The 16052-nt window shown below is 43.0% G+C and carries 15 protein-coding genes; 6 read left to right on the top strand and 9 right to left on the bottom strand.

Annotated elements, in window-relative coordinates; genetic code table 11:
* The first annotated feature begins 13 nt into the window (after positions 1–13).
* Together L6421_RS03210 and L6421_RS03205 are read left to right on the top strand one after the other, a co-directional pair.
* Complete coding sequence (locus L6421_RS03210; RefSeq protein WP_237263149.1) at positions 14–865, top strand: symmetrical bis(5'-nucleosyl)-tetraphosphatase; 852 nt, start codon at positions 14–16, stop codon at positions 863–865.
* A 51-nt stretch (positions 866–916) separates the two neighbouring features.
* Positions 917–1483: a hypothetical protein gene (locus L6421_RS03205; protein WP_237263147.1), complete on the top strand. Its 567-nt coding sequence runs from the start codon at positions 917–919 to the stop codon at positions 1481–1483.
* 70 nt (positions 1484–1553) lie between these two features.
* Here the strand turns inward: L6421_RS03205 and L6421_RS03200 are convergent, their stop codons facing one another.
* On the bottom strand, positions 1554–1853 hold the full coding sequence (locus L6421_RS03200) for a BolA family protein (RefSeq protein WP_237263146.1): 300 nt from the start codon (positions 1851–1853) through the stop codon (positions 1554–1556).
* A gap of 201 nt (positions 1854–2054) precedes the next feature.
* On the opposite strand from L6421_RS03200, the gene L6421_RS03195 reads away from it, so the two are divergent.
* Together L6421_RS03195 and L6421_RS03190 are read left to right on the top strand one after the other, a co-directional pair.
* Positions 2055–2579, top strand: coding sequence for a DsrE family protein (locus tag L6421_RS03195; protein ID WP_237263145.1), 525 nt, complete (start codon positions 2055–2057; stop codon positions 2577–2579).
* A 62-nt stretch (positions 2580–2641) separates the two neighbouring features.
* Positions 2642–3361, top strand: coding sequence for a VIT1/CCC1 transporter family protein (locus L6421_RS03190; RefSeq protein WP_237263144.1), 720 nt, complete (start codon positions 2642–2644; stop codon positions 3359–3361).
* A 190-nt stretch (positions 3362–3551) separates the two neighbouring features.
* On the opposite strand, the gene L6421_RS03185 is transcribed toward L6421_RS03190, so the two are convergent.
* Positions 3552–4376 carry an ion transporter gene (locus tag L6421_RS03185; protein WP_237263140.1) on the bottom strand — a complete coding sequence of 275 codons (825 nt, stop codon included), beginning with the start codon at positions 4374–4376 and terminating at the stop codon, positions 3552–3554.
* A 123-nt stretch (positions 4377–4499) separates the two neighbouring features.
* Between L6421_RS03185 and L6421_RS03180 the strand changes: the two genes are divergently transcribed.
* Entirely contained in the window at positions 4500–4751 is a 252-nt protein-coding gene (locus tag L6421_RS03180) for a 2Fe-2S iron-sulfur cluster-binding protein (RefSeq protein WP_237263137.1), read from the top strand.
* A gap of 123 nt (positions 4752–4874) precedes the next feature.
* On the opposite strand, the gene L6421_RS03175 is transcribed toward L6421_RS03180, so the two are convergent.
* Positions 4875–5831 (bottom strand): PstS family phosphate ABC transporter substrate-binding protein, encoded by a 957-nt coding sequence (locus L6421_RS03175; protein WP_237263136.1) that lies wholly within the window; start codon positions 5829–5831, stop codon positions 4875–4877.
* 255 nt (positions 5832–6086) lie between these two features.
* Between L6421_RS03175 and L6421_RS03170 the strand changes: the two genes are divergently transcribed.
* Complete coding sequence (locus L6421_RS03170) at positions 6087–7658, top strand: inorganic phosphate transporter (RefSeq protein WP_237263135.1); 1572 nt, start codon at positions 6087–6089, stop codon at positions 7656–7658.
* Between the two features lie 268 nt (positions 7659–7926).
* Here L6421_RS03170 and phoR read toward each other — a convergent pair whose 3' ends face one another.
* From phoR to L6421_RS03140, 6 genes are all read right to left on the bottom strand, one after another.
* The gene (gene phoR / locus L6421_RS03165; RefSeq protein WP_255695497.1) at positions 7927–9204 is read right to left on the bottom strand and encodes a phosphate regulon sensor histidine kinase PhoR; all 1278 of its coding nucleotides are present in this window, start codon (positions 9202–9204) and stop codon (positions 7927–7929) included.
* 2 nt (positions 9205–9206) lie between these two features.
* Complete coding sequence (gene phoB, locus L6421_RS03160) at positions 9207–9905, bottom strand: phosphate regulon transcriptional regulator PhoB (protein ID WP_255695496.1); 699 nt, start codon at positions 9903–9905, stop codon at positions 9207–9209.
* An 83-nt stretch (positions 9906–9988) separates the two neighbouring features.
* Positions 9989–10735, bottom strand: coding sequence for a phosphate signaling complex protein PhoU (phoU, locus tag L6421_RS03155; RefSeq protein ID WP_237263133.1), 747 nt, complete (start codon positions 10733–10735; stop codon positions 9989–9991).
* Positions 10736–10801: 66 nt separating this feature from the next.
* The gene (gene pstB, locus L6421_RS03150) at positions 10802–11620 is read right to left on the bottom strand and encodes a phosphate ABC transporter ATP-binding protein PstB (RefSeq protein ID WP_237263132.1); all 819 of its coding nucleotides are present in this window, start codon (positions 11618–11620) and stop codon (positions 10802–10804) included.
* Between the two features lie 119 nt (positions 11621–11739).
* Positions 11740–13377, bottom strand: a complete 1638-nt coding sequence (pstA, locus tag L6421_RS03145) for a phosphate ABC transporter permease PstA (protein WP_237263130.1) — start codon at positions 13375–13377, stop codon at positions 11740–11742.
* An 11-nt stretch (positions 13378–13388) separates the two neighbouring features.
* A complete protein-coding gene (locus L6421_RS03140) occupies positions 13389–15662 on the bottom strand; it encodes an ABC transporter permease subunit (RefSeq protein WP_237263129.1) in 2274 nt (757 codons plus the stop codon).
* Positions 15663–16052: the final 390 nt, after the last annotated feature.

The following is a 16052-nucleotide window of genomic DNA, read 5'->3' as shown; positions in this document are numbered from 1 at the left end:
ACCAAATTAACTTATGACAACCTACGTAATTGGAGACCTACAAGGCTGCTATGATGAACTGCAAGCCTTGCTGAAACATATTGACTATCAACCTCAATCCGACCATTTATGGTTTGTCGGGGACATTGTCAATCGTGGCCCTAAGTCTCTGGCATGTTTACGGTTTGTTAAACAGCTTTGTGAACAAGGTAAGGCCGACATGGTATTGGGCAACCATGATTTTCATCTATTGGCCGCCTATGCAGGTTTGGAAAAATTCACCTCAAAGTCCGACACCTTAAGCGAAATTCTAAATGCGGATGATGTTGATGCGTTAATGGATTGGTTACGTTTACAACCACTCATGGTAACCCACCCTATCTACCAGGCGGTTATGGTTCATGCGGGAATACCACCACAATGGAGTATTCAGGAAGCGCAGGGTTATGCCCAAGAAGTTAAAAACCAACTCGCGCAACCTGACTGGAAGACGTTCATAACCAACCACCTGTTTGGATCAGAACCGAATGATTGGGATAATAGCTTGAAAGGCTACGAACGTATCCGCTATATTGTCAACGCATTTGCACGCATGCGTTTTTGCACCGCTAAAGGTAAGTTGGAGTTTAAACTTAAATCCGCTCCAAAGGATAACGATTCCAAGTATCAACCTTGGTTTGTTTTTCCCAAACGTCGTAACAAGGATTATGAAATCTTTTTTGGACACTGGTCAACGCTTGGTGCGATAGATGCTTATCATATTCACGCGACCGACACCGGTTGCTTATGGGGTGGCAAGATGACCGCCTATGCACTGGAATCGAAACAACGCTTTACGGTAGATTGTGAACAGCAGTGCAAGCCCAAACTGAAAAATAAAAAATAAATTTTTGTGATTTTTAAATAAAAATTGCGTAGTTAAACAACGATGGATGCAATGGATCAAATAAACGAAAACCTTGAACAAATTATCCCTTCTCCTGAAGAGATGTTAACACGCCTTAAACAGATAGACGTACAACAGTTCAATATCGATCTAGTCGCCAATCAGCTTAAAGGCAATTATATTTGGGTGTCGATTCTGACGATTCCGGTGAGTGCTTTGGTGTTAGTCGTGGTGACCCTTTTAGGTAGTTTTATCTACGACCAACCGATTGTCAGCTTTTTATTGGCGGCGGGCTTGTTGTTCTGGGTGAGTAAGATGCTGGAATTTCAAGAACGCAACTTCAAGTTCAAAGCACGTCAAGAGGTAATGAGACGCATTGCAGAAACAGAAGGTAGCTTTGGTTTAATTCCACACTTCAAACATTTTCTACCCAACAAATACCGCCATCTCTGGCAGTCGGTTCGTAAAGGAAAATACCATTATATTGAACAGTATGTTCAAGCCGTTTTGCTGTTACAAAATAAACTAGAGCCTGAGAAGTTCCGTCATATTTGGTACTTGACCTATCCCGAAACCGATCCGGACTATGTCCCCTCTCTAGAAGAACAAGCTTTATAGAACAAGCTTTATCAACCAAGCCTGTTCTGTACGCCGTTCCTAGAACCCTAAAACGCTTCTGTTCAAACAATCAATGCCCGCCGGTGCACTTTGGAGATGCAGGGATGGCTTGTCCAGCCGCCAACCACTCTTCAGGCGTATAGGTATGCAAAGCCAAGGCATGGAATTGAGGCATTAAATCCACCAGCGCTTTATAGACCGCCTGCTGTCTTTTTACTTTAGTTAACCCATCAAAACTATTGGACACCAACGTCAATTTGAAGTGTGATTCGGGAGCTGGGCCGGAGTGCATATGACTCTCATTCAAAAGCTCCATAAACTGTATATCGAAGGTCTCTTGCATCGCTTTTTCTATTTGCGGCTGAATCATTTCTCTCTCCATAATGATAAGGTTGGATTGTTCATCAATAAGAATGCAACACAACGCAGAATTACTGATAAATACTTTTAATAACAGGTATAAGCAATTTTATTACAAGTTAACGCTTAGATGCAAAAATTCACCTTACAATAAATCAATTAAATTCTCAAAACCCATAACAGCTCAAAAAGCCAAAACAAGGATTCGTTTATGCGTTTATTCATCCACACCCTTTTTGTAATCAGTCTGATGATGACTGGTTTTGCCACCCAAGCTTCAAGCGATTCGACAGCCGCCAAAAACAGCGACTTCAAACTGAAACCGGTACCCGAATTACAAGACCCACCAAGCGAACGTTTTCCCGGTGATCCAGCGGAACATAAAGCGGTATACATGTTCAACAAATCGGATGCGGGATATCAAGTCGGGATTTTAAACTCGATTCAAGCGATGATTAAACGTTATGGAGATAATGTGCAAATAGCCGTTGTTGCCATTGGACCAGGCCTGCATGTTTTAGCTAAAAATCCTAAACGTGACGTGGATCCTTTAACCTATGCCCGTGTTGAAAGTTTTGCCAAAGATTACAATGTACGCTGGATTGCCTGCGGCAACACCATGAATACCATTCACTGGACAGATGCCGATATGCGCCCTTTTGCCGAATACGCTGAAGTTGGTGCCGCCGCTCTGATGGAACTTCAAGAAGAAGGTTATAAACCACTTGTCTGGTAAATGGCTTGCTGATTTATTAAATTTTCGCCGAATTTTCAGGCCAATGATGGAGTTAAGCTCACATGCTCATGGAAACCCAGCAACACGTTGACGAACATATCGTAACCGAACATTTCAGCCACCGTATGGGCTGGTTAAGAGCCGCGGTTTTAGGTGCGAACGATGGTATTATCTCGGTGGTCAGTTTAATCGTTGGGGTGATTGCCGCCGGTTCGGATAAGGATCACATATTACTGGTTGCCATGGCGGCACTGGCTGCGGGCGCTTTGGCGATGGCCGCTGGGGAATATGTCTCGGTTAGCTCACAGTCCGATACAGAACAAGCCGATCTTGAAATCGAAAAAAAGGCGCTGGAAGAAGACTGGGAAACCGAAAAACATGAGCTTGCTTTGATCTATATGAATCGTGGGGTATCGGAACAAACAGCCCACCAAGTTGCTCATGAGCTGATGGAGCACGATGCATTGGATGCTCATCTTAAGGATGAATTGGGGTTATCCGAGATTCATAGCGCCAACCCTATCCAAGCCGCATTTGCTTCGGCTGTCTCGTTCATCACCGGCGGCATCATTCCGGTACTGCTAGTTGCATTTTTACCGATGCAAAACCTCGGGTTAGTGATAACAATCTCATCACTGGTTCTGCTTGGGCTGTTAGGGGCGCTTTCCGCCTGGGTCGGTGGCGCAAGTATGCTGAAAGGTGCTATGCGGGTTGTCATTTGGGGAAGTATCGCCATGGCCATCACCACTGGTGTAGGTATGATTTTTGGAGTGGCGGGATAACAGATAGAGCTTGTTCAGTAATCTACCAGGCCTGGTCAGTTTGATTTTTAAATCGATTGCGTAAAACAAAAAGGCGTGAATTATTATGGATTCACGCCTTTTTGACATTCAAAACACCGAAAATAACGATTTTTGACATTGGGCAAAGCGACTCAAGCAAAGTGAGTCAACCGGTATCACCCTGAACCCCCTATCCCTGTTTTTGGGAAAGCAATAAATCCAACTTTCTATGCAGTTCGGCCACTTCGTTTTCAATACGATTCTCAAACAATTGATGCTCTTCAACACTCTCACCCAGCTTCTCGGCTTCCATTTTCTTGTGCTCTTCATCCAGCACATCGACCACTATCCCAATCATCATATTCAAGAACACAAAGGCTGAGAAAAAGATGAAACTGATGAAATAGATCCAGCTAAGGCCGTATACCGTCATGGCTTCATACATGACATCGGTCCAGTCTTCAAACGTCGCCACGCGGAACAAGGTCAGCAAGGAGATTCCCAAGTCGCCCCATAATTGCGGGTTGATGCTCGAGAACAGTAAGTTACCGATGACCGCGTAAATATAGAAGATGATGAACATCAACAAAGCTACATAGCCCATGCGTGGCATCGCGGTAATCAAGGCGCTGACCAGCACACGTAATTCAGGAATGAAAGAGATCAAACGCATCACACGGAACAGACGCAACATACGTGCAACCAAGGCATACTCGGAATCATCCAACGGAATAAGGCTCACCACCACGATGACAAAATCGAAGATGTTCCAACCCTTTTTGAAAAAATCCCTAAAGCGGTCTTCCGCCGCCATTCTAATGACAATCTCAATCACAAAGAACAGAGTGACCGCGTAGTCCAACGAGATTAAAATGGTTTCTGCCAGGCCTGGTAATTCATAAGTGCGAATCCCAATCATCAATGACGAGAAGATAATGACCGAGATTACAAATAGTTCGAAAACTTTATTATCACGTATCGTTTGAAAACGGTTTTGGAAATCCAACCAAGTCATAAGTTACCCTTAAATAAATATGTTGATTACATAGATTAAAATTTTGGGCTATTTTACTGTATAGATTCACTCGGTTAATTGTTAAAATAAATTTTTTTAATATCAACAGGAATAGACAAAATCATGGCGAAGATTACCGTAGTAGGACAAGGTGAATGTGAATTTGATGGACAGTTTTCAATGCTAGAAGCGTTAGATGAAAATGGATTTGATATGCCTTATAGCTGCCGAGGCGGAAACTGCGGTGCCTGTACAGTAAGATTAATATCAGGTGAAGTGGAAGAGATTCAAAGCCCTGCTTATGATTCTAGAAAAGGTGAGATTTTGACCTGTAGCGTTATTCCTGTGACCGATGTTGAAATCGAATTGATTTAGATTTAAACCCCACTTAACATCATGACCAGGCCTGGTTGATTTAGGGTTGTAACCACTTTTATAAAACTCTAGGCATAAAAAAACCCCGATTAACGGGGTTTTTTATTATCCAACTGAACTTAATTACTTAAGTTTTGCTAACTGCTTAGCTGCGAAGTCTGCTGGTAGTGGGATATAACCATCCTTAACAACCGCTTCCTGACCTTGCTTAGATAGGACAAGTTTAACAAACTCACCAATTACAGGCTCTACAGCTTTATTAGGTGCTTTGTTTACATAAACATAAAGCACACGAGATAGAGGGTAAGTTGAGTTTAAAGCGTTTTCTTTAGTCGCTTCAACAGGTGTACCACCCGCTTTCTTAGCGATAGCTAAAGCTTTAACACCCGCTGTTTTATAACCGATACCAGAGTAACCGATACCGTTTAAAGATGCTGAAACAGACTGTACAACAGAAGCTGAACCAGGTTGCTCGTTTACAGAAGACTTGTAATCACCTTTACATAGAGCGTGCTTCTTGAAGTAACCGTAAGTACCAGAAACTGAGTTACGACCATAAATCTGTACAGACTTATTCGCTAGAGCACCAGTCGCACCAACTTGATCCCAAGTAGTAACGTCTTCTTTAGCACCACACTTACGTGTTGAAGAGAAAATCGCATCCACTTGTGGAATTGAAAGGCCATTAATTGGGTTATCTTTGTTTACATATACCGCTAAAGCATCGATTGCTACACCAATTGCAGTTGGCTTATAACCATGTTTAGATTCAAACATTGCAATTTCTTTAGACTTCATCTTACGGCTCATAGGACCGATATTAGAAGTCCCTTCAGTTAACGCTGGAGGAGCAGTAGAAGAACCCGCAGCCTGAATCTGAATATTTACGTTAGGGTAAGTACGCTTGAACTCTTCAGCCCAAAGTGTCATTAAGTTTGCCAATGTATCTGAACCTACTGATGATAAATTACCAGAAACACCAGAAACTTTTTCATAGGCTGGTAAATCAGATGCAAATGCTGTTGTAGTTGCAACAGAAGCCGCAAGACCCATTGCCATTAAAATGTTGGCTTTTTTCATGGTTATACTCCAAATAGAAAATTAAATTGTTTTGTTTCTTAACGGAGCAAATTATAGAAAGTCCACATAAAACAAACTTGACACAAATATGACAGATTCGTGACAAGATAACTAAGTAACATTACTCAGCGCCATCAAATAGAAACTAATTGAGATTAATTACTTGTCATATTTCTGTAATAATTCTCCCCCTCAATAGCAAATTTTTATACAATCCCTCCGTTACACACTATCAGTTAAAATAGAGCTAATGCTATGGAATTTCGTGATTTAAACGATATTGAAAACGCCACTTCACGTGGTCGCAAAGAAATGTTCCGCTTCGGGACTGCCCTTCTCTTTATTATTATGATTATTCTGTTTGCCTCGAATTTGCAAACAGGAACCGGTCAAGTCAGTATTGAACTGGTTGTTGCAGCCATGATTGGTGGCTACATGGCGCTGAACATCGGTGCCAATGATGTCGCAAACAATGTTGGGCCAGCCGTCGGCTCTAAAGCCTTGACCCTGACCGGCGCCATCATCCTTGCCGCCATATTTGAATCTTCCGGCGCTTTGATTGCCGGCGGAGATGTCGTCAGTACCATTAAAAAAGGCATTATTGATCCGGCGATGATCGGTGACAGTGATACCTTTATCTGGCTAATGATCGCCGCCTTATTGGCCGGCGCTTTATGGTTGAACTTAGCCACCGCAATGGGTGCACCAGTTTCAACGACCCACTCAATTGTAGGTGGCGTATTGGGTGCGGGTATTGCTGCTGCTGGCTGGTCCATTGCCAACTGGGATAAAATGGGAGCGATTGCCGCTAGCTGGATTATCTCACCTGTTATCGGGGGTATCATCGCCGCAGGCTTCCTCTACTGGATTAAACGCAGCATCACCTATAAAGACGACATGGTAGCTGCCGCCAAGAAGATGCTGCCTATCCTAATCGCGATTATGGTCTGGTCGTTCTCTACTTACTTGATCCTTAAAGGCCTAAAGAAAATCTGGAAAGTCGACTTTATGACGGCTACCGCCATTGGTTTTGCGATTGCGACCATCGCTTATCTTACGATTAAGCCATTGATTGCCCGTCAAGCTGAGCGTTTAGAAAACTCCAAAGCCAGTGTCAATACCCTATTCACTTTCCCTCTTATTTTTGCGGCGGCTTTATTAAGTTTTGCCCATGGTGCCAACGATGTGGCAAATGCCGTTGGGCCTTTAGCGGCCATCTATGACGCCGTGCAAACGGGAGGTATTCACTCTAAGGCAGAGATACCTTTATGGGTTATGATGATTGGTGCCATCGGTATCTCTTTAGGTCTATTGCTGTTTGGCCCTAAACTCATCCGTACCGTTGGTACCGAGATCACCGAACTGGATCAAATGCGAGCCTTCTCTATTGCAATGGCGGCGGCAATCACCGTAATTGTCGCTTCACAGCTTGGCTTACCGGTCAGTTCAACTCATATTGCCGTCGGGGGTGTCTTTGGTGTCGGCTTCTTGCGAGAATACCTAAAGCGTAGTTATGCTAAAACTATTCAGCAGATTCGTGATCACCACCAAGGTGCTGACCAGCAAGAGGTTGAAGAGTATATTTGGCGTTTTGAGAATGCATCATTAGAAGGTAAAAAAGCGTTATTGGCGCAGTTAAAAGAGAAAGAAGCCGAGATATCGCTGACCAAAAAAGAACGTAAATCGTTGGATAAAGTCTACCAAAAAGAGCTAGTGAAACGTTCCGCTTTCTTGAAAATCGTAGCGGCATGGGTCATTACCGTTCCAGCTTCAGCCACCTTAGCGGCGATCATTTACTTTATGATTCGAGGCATGATGTTGCCATAAAGCTTATTAGCAACATTTTTGAACCAATCGAAAAAGGGCTTTCATCAGCCCTTTTTTTATAGCTGTTATTTATAGTTGTCATATATTGCGGGATTTATGATTGCAGATAACCTACCAGGCCTGGTAGCGTTAAAAAGGGTAAATGAACTAACACTGAGGACTAGCAAGCGATAAACCTGTGCCACGAACCTAATGAACCTAATGAACCTAATGAATCTAATGAGCCTAACGAACCTAGCTAATAACCGACCTAAACCGTCATTTCCCGTTATTTCACCGGGAATTCGCAACGAAACACACTTCCCTTACCTAGAACACTATCAATAACCAGTTTACCGTGATGACGTTCCAAAACATGCTTAACGATAGCCAAACCTAAGCCGGTACCACCAGTCACCCGCGAACGATCTTTATCAACCCGATAAAAACGTTCCGTTAGACGAGGAATGTGTTCTTGAGCAACCCCTAAACCTTCGTCCTCTACCTCATAAACGACGGTATTGTTCTCTTTGAACCAGCGTACCGAAATCGCCCCCCCTTCCGGGGAGTAACGCACCGCGTTGGAGACCAAATTCATAAAGACACTTTTCAACGGTTCGGCAAACCCTTTGATAACCAAAGCATCGTCAATATCAAAGACAAAATGATGGTTCTCATTACCGAGTTGACGGGCATCTTCTTCTAGTTGATGCAGCATCTTAGGGACATCCACCATCTCTTTGACCGCGGTAATTGAGTCCGCTTCAATTGTGGATAGCGTCAATAGGTCTTCGATAATTGCCTGCATACGCAAAGATTGGGTTTCCATATGCTCTAGAGGTAATTTCCAGGTTGTTTGATGCTCACCTGGAGTATCGAGCATCACTTCCAAATAGCCACGTAAAACCGTTAATGGAGTCCTTAACTCATGAGAGGCATTGGCAATGAAATCGCGACGGATCTGCGCTAACTGGTACAGTTCGGTGATGTCACGCACCACCAACAATTTATGACTTTCAAAATACGGAATCACTTGCATTTCGAAGGTACGGGATTGCTTGTAAAGCGAATTTAAGGTGAGTGACTTATCAAAATCCTGTAACTTCAAGTATTGGATAAACTCAGGCTGACGGATGACCGATTCGATTTTGTGCCCCACATCTTGACGACGCACTCCGATTAACGATTTGGAGACCGTATTGAACCATTCGATATGATTCCCCTCGTCTAAAGAGACGATGGCGTCTGGAATCAACATAGACGCGGCTTTGAATTGTTCTGACTTATATAAATTTAGGTCTGCGTGTTTTTCCAAGGCTCGCTGTTTTTTGGAGACCAAATAAGTGAGTTCGCTCCAAAGACCGGACGCTGGAGGGTAGGAATTGGCTTTACGGCCGTCCATCCAGTTTTCGAATTTACGCATACTCCATAGCTGGCGACCGATATAGAACAAGATGAAAATAAACAGCGACTGGATCCATAAGTCAGTTAACCATGCAAAAAACATTAATAGCCAAGCAAAAAAGACTATCCACGTCAGTTCACGTTTAATGCCATTGGATAACAAAATTAACCCTCAACCACCGAGAAACGATAGCCTGAGCCTCTTATTGTCTGAATATAATCCGCAACAAGGGTTGGCTCCAGTAGTTTTCGTAATCGACGGATATGTACATCGACCGTACGCTCTTCCACCACGACATTCACACCCCAAACATGATCAAGCAGCTGGGTTCTAGAGAAGACCCTATTCGGATGTGTCATAAAAAAATGTACCAGTTTAAACTCGGTTGGCCCAAGCTTAATCTCTTCATCACTGACATAAAAACGATGGCTTTCCAAGTCTAGACGCATATTGCCTGCGGAAATCTGATCCGTATTAGCCTTTTGATTGGATTGACGTCTGAGCAAAGCTTGGACTCTTGCCACTAATGCTCGTGGAGAGAACGGTTTCACCACATAATCATCCGCCCCGGCATCAAACCCCTGCACCTGGTCGCTCTCTTCTCCGCGAGCCGTCAGCATGATAATCGGTATATTGGCGGTTTGATCATTCTTTCGGAAACGCTCCGCCAACACAACCCCAGAGGTTCCAGGCATCATCCAGTCCAGCAAAATCAAATCCGGTTTATCGGCAAGGGCAGATTTCCACCCCTCCTCCGCATTGCTCGCTTCATTTACCGCATAATCCGATGAGGTCAATGTGAATTTCAACATATCACGGATAGCGGGCTCATCTTCAATGATTAAGATTTTATTTTGACTCAAAGTGCTCTCCAAAACAGCGACTTACTATAACCAATAACAATCAACGGCAATCAATTATACTGACTGCCATTTATCAAAACCTATTAAACCGACTCAGCATTTACATCGTCTATGAACTGCTTTAATTTCTCAGCGTTCATATTACGGACATGAAGACCTTTAACCAAGTATACAATGCTTTCACAGATATTCAGAATATGCGATGAAATGCGTTCAGCGGCACGAATCGAATAGATCATTTGCATAATATATTCAGCCAAAGCTTCGGTATTGTTATTCAGTGAATATTGAATTTCAACCAACGCCTTGGCTTTAATCGCATCGACATGGGTTTCATAATCCACAATTTCAGATAAAGCTGAAGTATCCAATTGCGCAAAACTATTCAGCACTTTCTTCAACATGGTTAAATCGATGGCGATGATTTCCATCAAGCCATTGAATCCAGGCAAAGTATCGCATGGAATCTCTTTCACTTTTGCCATCTTAATCGCCAATTTAGAGGTATTGACGGCTTCATCCCCAATACGCTCCAAATCAACCGCTATACGAATCGCACTCACCACTAAACGCAAATCCGATGCGGTGGGTTGCTGACGAGCTAAAACGCGTGCGCATAGTCGATCGATTTCGATTTCATCCTTGTTCACAGCCTTGTCTAGCTGCTTGACTTGTTTAGCTAAACTTCTGTTTTCGCCTTTAATCGCTTCAACGGCATTTTCCAACTGACTTTCAACCAGCCCGCCCATTTCAAGGACTTGGTTGAAAAGTTCTTCCAGATTGCGGTTATATTGTCCAGATATATGCGATTTAAAACCTGTTTTTTCCATGCTATCCACCCTACTTAATCTTAACTAACATACTGCTAAATTTAATTTTCCAGCCCTATGCTTAAATTAACCGTAACGGCCAGTAATATAGTCTTCTGTACGCTTGACCTGAGGATTTGTAAACAGACTATCCGTATCGGTATATTCAATTAAATCACCCATATACATAAACGCCGTATAATCTGAAACACGGGCAGCTTGTTGCATATTGTGCGTCACGATTAAAATCGTGAACTCCTTTTTCAACTCAAAAATCAACTCCTCAATCGCCAAGGTTGAGATAGGGTCCAGAGCGGAAGTAGGCTCATCAAGCAATAAAACTTCCGGCTTAATCGCAATCGCGCGCGCAATACATAAACGCTGTTGCTGACCGCCAGACATACCTAAGGCATTTTCATCTAAACGATCTTTCACCTCATCCCAAAGTCCAGCCCCTTTCAAAGCCCATTCAACAGACTCATCCAATGTCGCCTTATCTTTAATGCCTTGCAGTCTCAAACCATAACAAACATTTTCGTAGATGGATTTGGGAAAAGGGTTTGGTTTTTGGAACACCATACCAACACGACGGCGTAACGCTGCCACATCCATGTTTTTAGCGTACATATCATCGCCATGAAGTGTCATTTCACCATCGACATTCACGATATCAATCAAATCATTCATACGGTTAAAACAACGCAACAAGGTAGACTTTCCACAACCAGACGGACCGATAAACGCAGTCACACGGTTTTCCGGCAGACTCATAGTGATATTATTTAGAGCCTGTTTTTTGCCGTAATAAAGGTTCCAATTCTTAACTTCAATCGCCACCTTTTCATTTGCCAAAGACAGTTCTCTATCGTCTCTATCTAATGAAATCGATAAGTTTTGTTCGCTCATAAACTTTTCCTCAAGTTGATGACTTCAATGTCACCGCTTAATAATCTTAATTTTTGTATTCAACCGTAATCGTCAAACCACCAACAGCCTGCCACAATGGGCACGGATTACCCACCGATTTACTCAAGGGCTTTATATTTTTCACGTAGTCGGTTACGGATAGAAATCGCACCGATATTCAAGCCAACGATAATGATGACCAGTAGTAATGAAGTGGCATAAACCAATGGCTGGGACGCCTCAACGTTTGGACTTTGGAAACCAACATCATAAATATGGAAACCTAAGTGCATAAACTTTCGGTCTAAATGGACAAATGGAGCAATCGCATCAACCGGCAACTCAGGAGCCAACTTAACCACTCCCACCAACATAAGCGGTGCAACCTCACCTGCGGCACGCGCAATCGCTAAAATCAAACCAGTCATAATCGCGGGAGTCGCCATAGGTAAAACGATTTTCATAATCGTTTCCGACTTGGTCGCACCCAACGCCAAACCACCCTCTCTTAACGATCGAGGAATACGTGACAGACCTTCTTCAGTGGAAACGATCACCACCGGTAACGTCAGCAATGCCATGGTCAGTGCTGCCCAAAGCAGCCCAGGGGTACCAAAGGTTGGGCTTGGCAGAGCATAGTCATAGAAGAGTTCGTCGATAGAGCCGCCTAAGATATAGACAAAGAATCCTAAACCAAAAATACCAAATACAATCGAAGGAACCCCTGCCAAGTTATTGATTGATATTCTGACCATACGCAGCATAGGCCCATCTTTTGCATATTCACGCATGTAGACAGCTGCGATAACCCCCATTGGAGTGACCAAAATCGTCATCAATAACACCATGGTGATGGTACCGATCATCGCGGGGAAGATTCCGCCTTCGGTATTCGCCTCACGAGGGTCGTCAAATAGGAAGTTTCCGATAGAGTGTCCAAAAAACGCCACTTTATCCATAAAGTCCATATTGTTTGGACGCCAAAAATTCACAATATTCTTAACCGGAACGGTTAAGGTTTGGCCGTTGCTGATTTCAACAGTGATCTCACCAAAACTGTCGAGCTTTTTATAAAGCACTTCAGTTTCAGCTTGGTAACCTACGAATTCACTCTGCAGTTCCGCTCGTTCGGCCGCAATACGAGCCTCTTCTTCAGCCGTGAAAGCGCCATGCTTACGAAGTTTTTTCTCTTCAAAACGTAACTGTTCTATTTTGTAGTTGATTCCACCAATCAACACTTTTTCAATGTGTTTGATTTTGGCGTGGGTTTCCGTGCTGTGCTTCACTTGCTCTTTAAGTAAGTTCAACAACCTCTTTTTATCAGGCACCTGAGTACCGGCAATACTGGCGCCAACAATGTGACCAAACACATTTCCGTATTCAAAACGCTCAATAACCAAAATATCTTTAGATAAATTCTCTAACGGCGAACTAATCACATCCCCATTGATCCATCTAAAATCAATCCCGTAGACATCACGATTACCTACCTTGATAAGGTATTGGGTAAGCTCCTCTTCTTTGCCTGTTTTTGGATTCGTGACTTCACGCACTTTTTCATCACGTAATTCACCGATGACTTTTTCAGACTGACCGTTCTGATTCACTTGAAATTCATATACCGCGTGCGGCCAAAAATGTACCGCCCCCTTATAGGTGATCATAGCCATCAAGCCGACAACCAGCACCACACTGATGCTGACCATAGCAGAGCTAATCCAAATCCAATGTTCGCCTTTGTTAAACCAATCTTTCATTTTCCAAACTCCTATAATGAACCGTATTTACGGCGCATACGTTGGCGAACAACTTCTGCTAATGTATTGAATAAAAAGGTAAACACAAACAATACCAGGCCTGCTAAGAACAGCACGCGATAATGTGAACTGGCCACTTCCGCCTCGGCCATTTCCACGGCTAAGTTCGCAGAAAGCGTTCTCATACCTTCAAAAATATTCACTTCCATTAATGGCGTATTACCTGAAGCCATCAATACAATCATGGTTTCACCCACACCACGGCCAAAACCTAGCATGATTGCTGAGAAGATACCTGGACTTGCAGTCGGTAGAACCACACCAACCAATGTTTGCCAACCACTCGCACCCAAAGCCAAAGAGCCATTGACCAAATAGCTTGGCACGTTATAAATCGCATCCTCGGTCACCGAGAAGATGGTCGGAATCAACGCAAAGCCCATCGCAAAACCGATGACCATGGCATTACGCTGGTCAAAATCAATTCCTGCGGAAGCCGTTAACCAATGGCGCATATTGCCATCAAACATCGCATCCTCAATAGGGCTACTCAACTGCAAAGCAAACCAACCTAAAAAGATAATAATCGGAATCATCAATACCGCTCTACGCCCTACCGGAACCATTAGACGAATATTTTCGGGCAATCTAGACCAGGTGTAACCAAATAGGATGATGCCCAGCGGAATGACAATCAGTAAGGCAAAGAAACCTGGCAGATTAGCTTCCATATAAGGAGCCAACCAGAGTCCGGCAAGGAAACCTAAAATAACGGTTGGTAAAGCTTCAATCATCTCCACCGCTGGCTTTACCCACTGACGAGTCGCCTTATCCATAAAGAATGCGGTATAGATTGCGGCTAAAATCGCAATTGGCACCGCAAACAACATTGAATATAACGCGGCCTTGATGGTACCAAAGGTAAGCGGCATCAATGAAAATTTAGGCTCAAAATCCGAACTCGCCGATGAAGACTGCCAAGTATAGGTTGGCTCTTCATAACCTTCATACCAAACCTTACCCCAAAGACTAGCAAACGAAACATCAGGGTGTTCATTGTCGATTTCAAAATGCACCAACTTGCCATCAGCCGATTCGACAATAGCCCCATCCGCACGTGGAGAGATGGTCAATAAACCAGCAGCTGCTCCCTTTTTAACTTGCTCAGTACCCAGATGTCTTTCAGACGTTGAATGAAACAGATGGAATTCACCTTCAGCATCCGTGGCCGCAAAACCTTTACGCGCCAACTCAATCCCGATTGACTGAATCGCTGCATTGGAAACCTCAAACTTACGAATCTGTTTAAGTGCGAAATCATTTTGCTGATCCCTCACCGGGAACCATTGATAGACATTCCCTTTATCCGTACCAATCATTAGCGAGTAATCCCCTAATAAAAAACGGATAACGTTTGGTTTTTCGTTTTCTTTCAATAAGTTCACATGCTGAACTAGCTTTGGTTCTTCGATTCCCGCGATATCATAAAAATCGGTCACACCCTTACTTGAAATCACATATAAATTTCTACCACTGGTATCAATCATCAACCATTTAGTGTCTTGATTAGTAGAGAATTGCCCTTCCGAATCCAGTTCCAAAGCCACATCATCAGAAAGCATCGACTCGGTTTTGGTAAATTGCTTAACCGTAACCTCTTTTGAGCCTTCAAGCTTATAGGCTAAACGAATCTCAGATTCTGAGCTTTTAACGGCCAACAAGGAGATTGCAGAATCCGCGATTTCCAATGGTTCCTCACCAAATGGATAAGTCACCTTTGGGGTAATGGTACGAACATTGTCCGGATAACTGACGTCATAACCATATTGGGCAAAAATCACTCGGCCATCTGACAGCCCAAAAGCGATAATCTGCTTGATTTCATCGACAATCGTATGTGCCGTAATTGTGGCACCATTCAGCGGCAACGCCTCTTCAAAGTTGATTGCACCATCCGCAATTTTAAAACCAATCAGTTTCCCTGACTCGGCAAAGCGTATCGCCGATGACTGGTACTCATCAACACCATAAAAAATCGATTTTTCAGCCTTGCCTCCAGGCAATGAATATTCAGACGCTTTCTCGATTGTCGGAGAGACAAACAACGGCATAACGACATAGAGTAAAAAGAACATTATGAGCAGTACAGAAAAAATAACCCCCATACCACCGATTGAGATTCCGTATTTAGAAACCGCATCAGCAATATTTCTACGACGAATTCTTTTTTCAAACGCTGGGCCTTTTAACGCCGCATCTAATTTACTTTGAACTGTTGATGACATAACCCACAACCTACCTTAGTGCACTGTTCTTCACGTTGACAACCCCAAAAAAATTTAGGGCTGAGTGAGTCCATATATTAATTTTTACCATATAATAGCAAGCTTATATGACAGGAAAATTGCATTTGAAAAGATAAAGCTTCCACATTGTCATAAAACTGTAACATAAGATACAAAACTTCAAGGTTTTAATGATAAATGCAACCTCATCAAAAGGCGTATTCGCACCATTTTTTTCAGAATAACGCACCAAATAAATGCCTTTTGAAATTTACACTTTCAAAAACCTTTATCTCCAAAAAACACAACTTATTGATAAATTTAGAAAATAGAATATTAATAAAAATAATTGGAATCCTGGCACGGTTCACGCTATTATCTCATCTGTTA

The organism is Thiomicrorhabdus immobilis (genome assembly GCF_021654855.1).
GTDB classification, from domain to species: Bacteria; Pseudomonadota; Gammaproteobacteria; order Thiomicrospirales; family Thiomicrospiraceae; genus Thiomicrorhabdus; species Thiomicrorhabdus immobilis.
The sequence above is the reverse complement of the archived record's forward strand: the minus strand, read 5'-3'. Positions and strand labels throughout refer to the sequence as shown.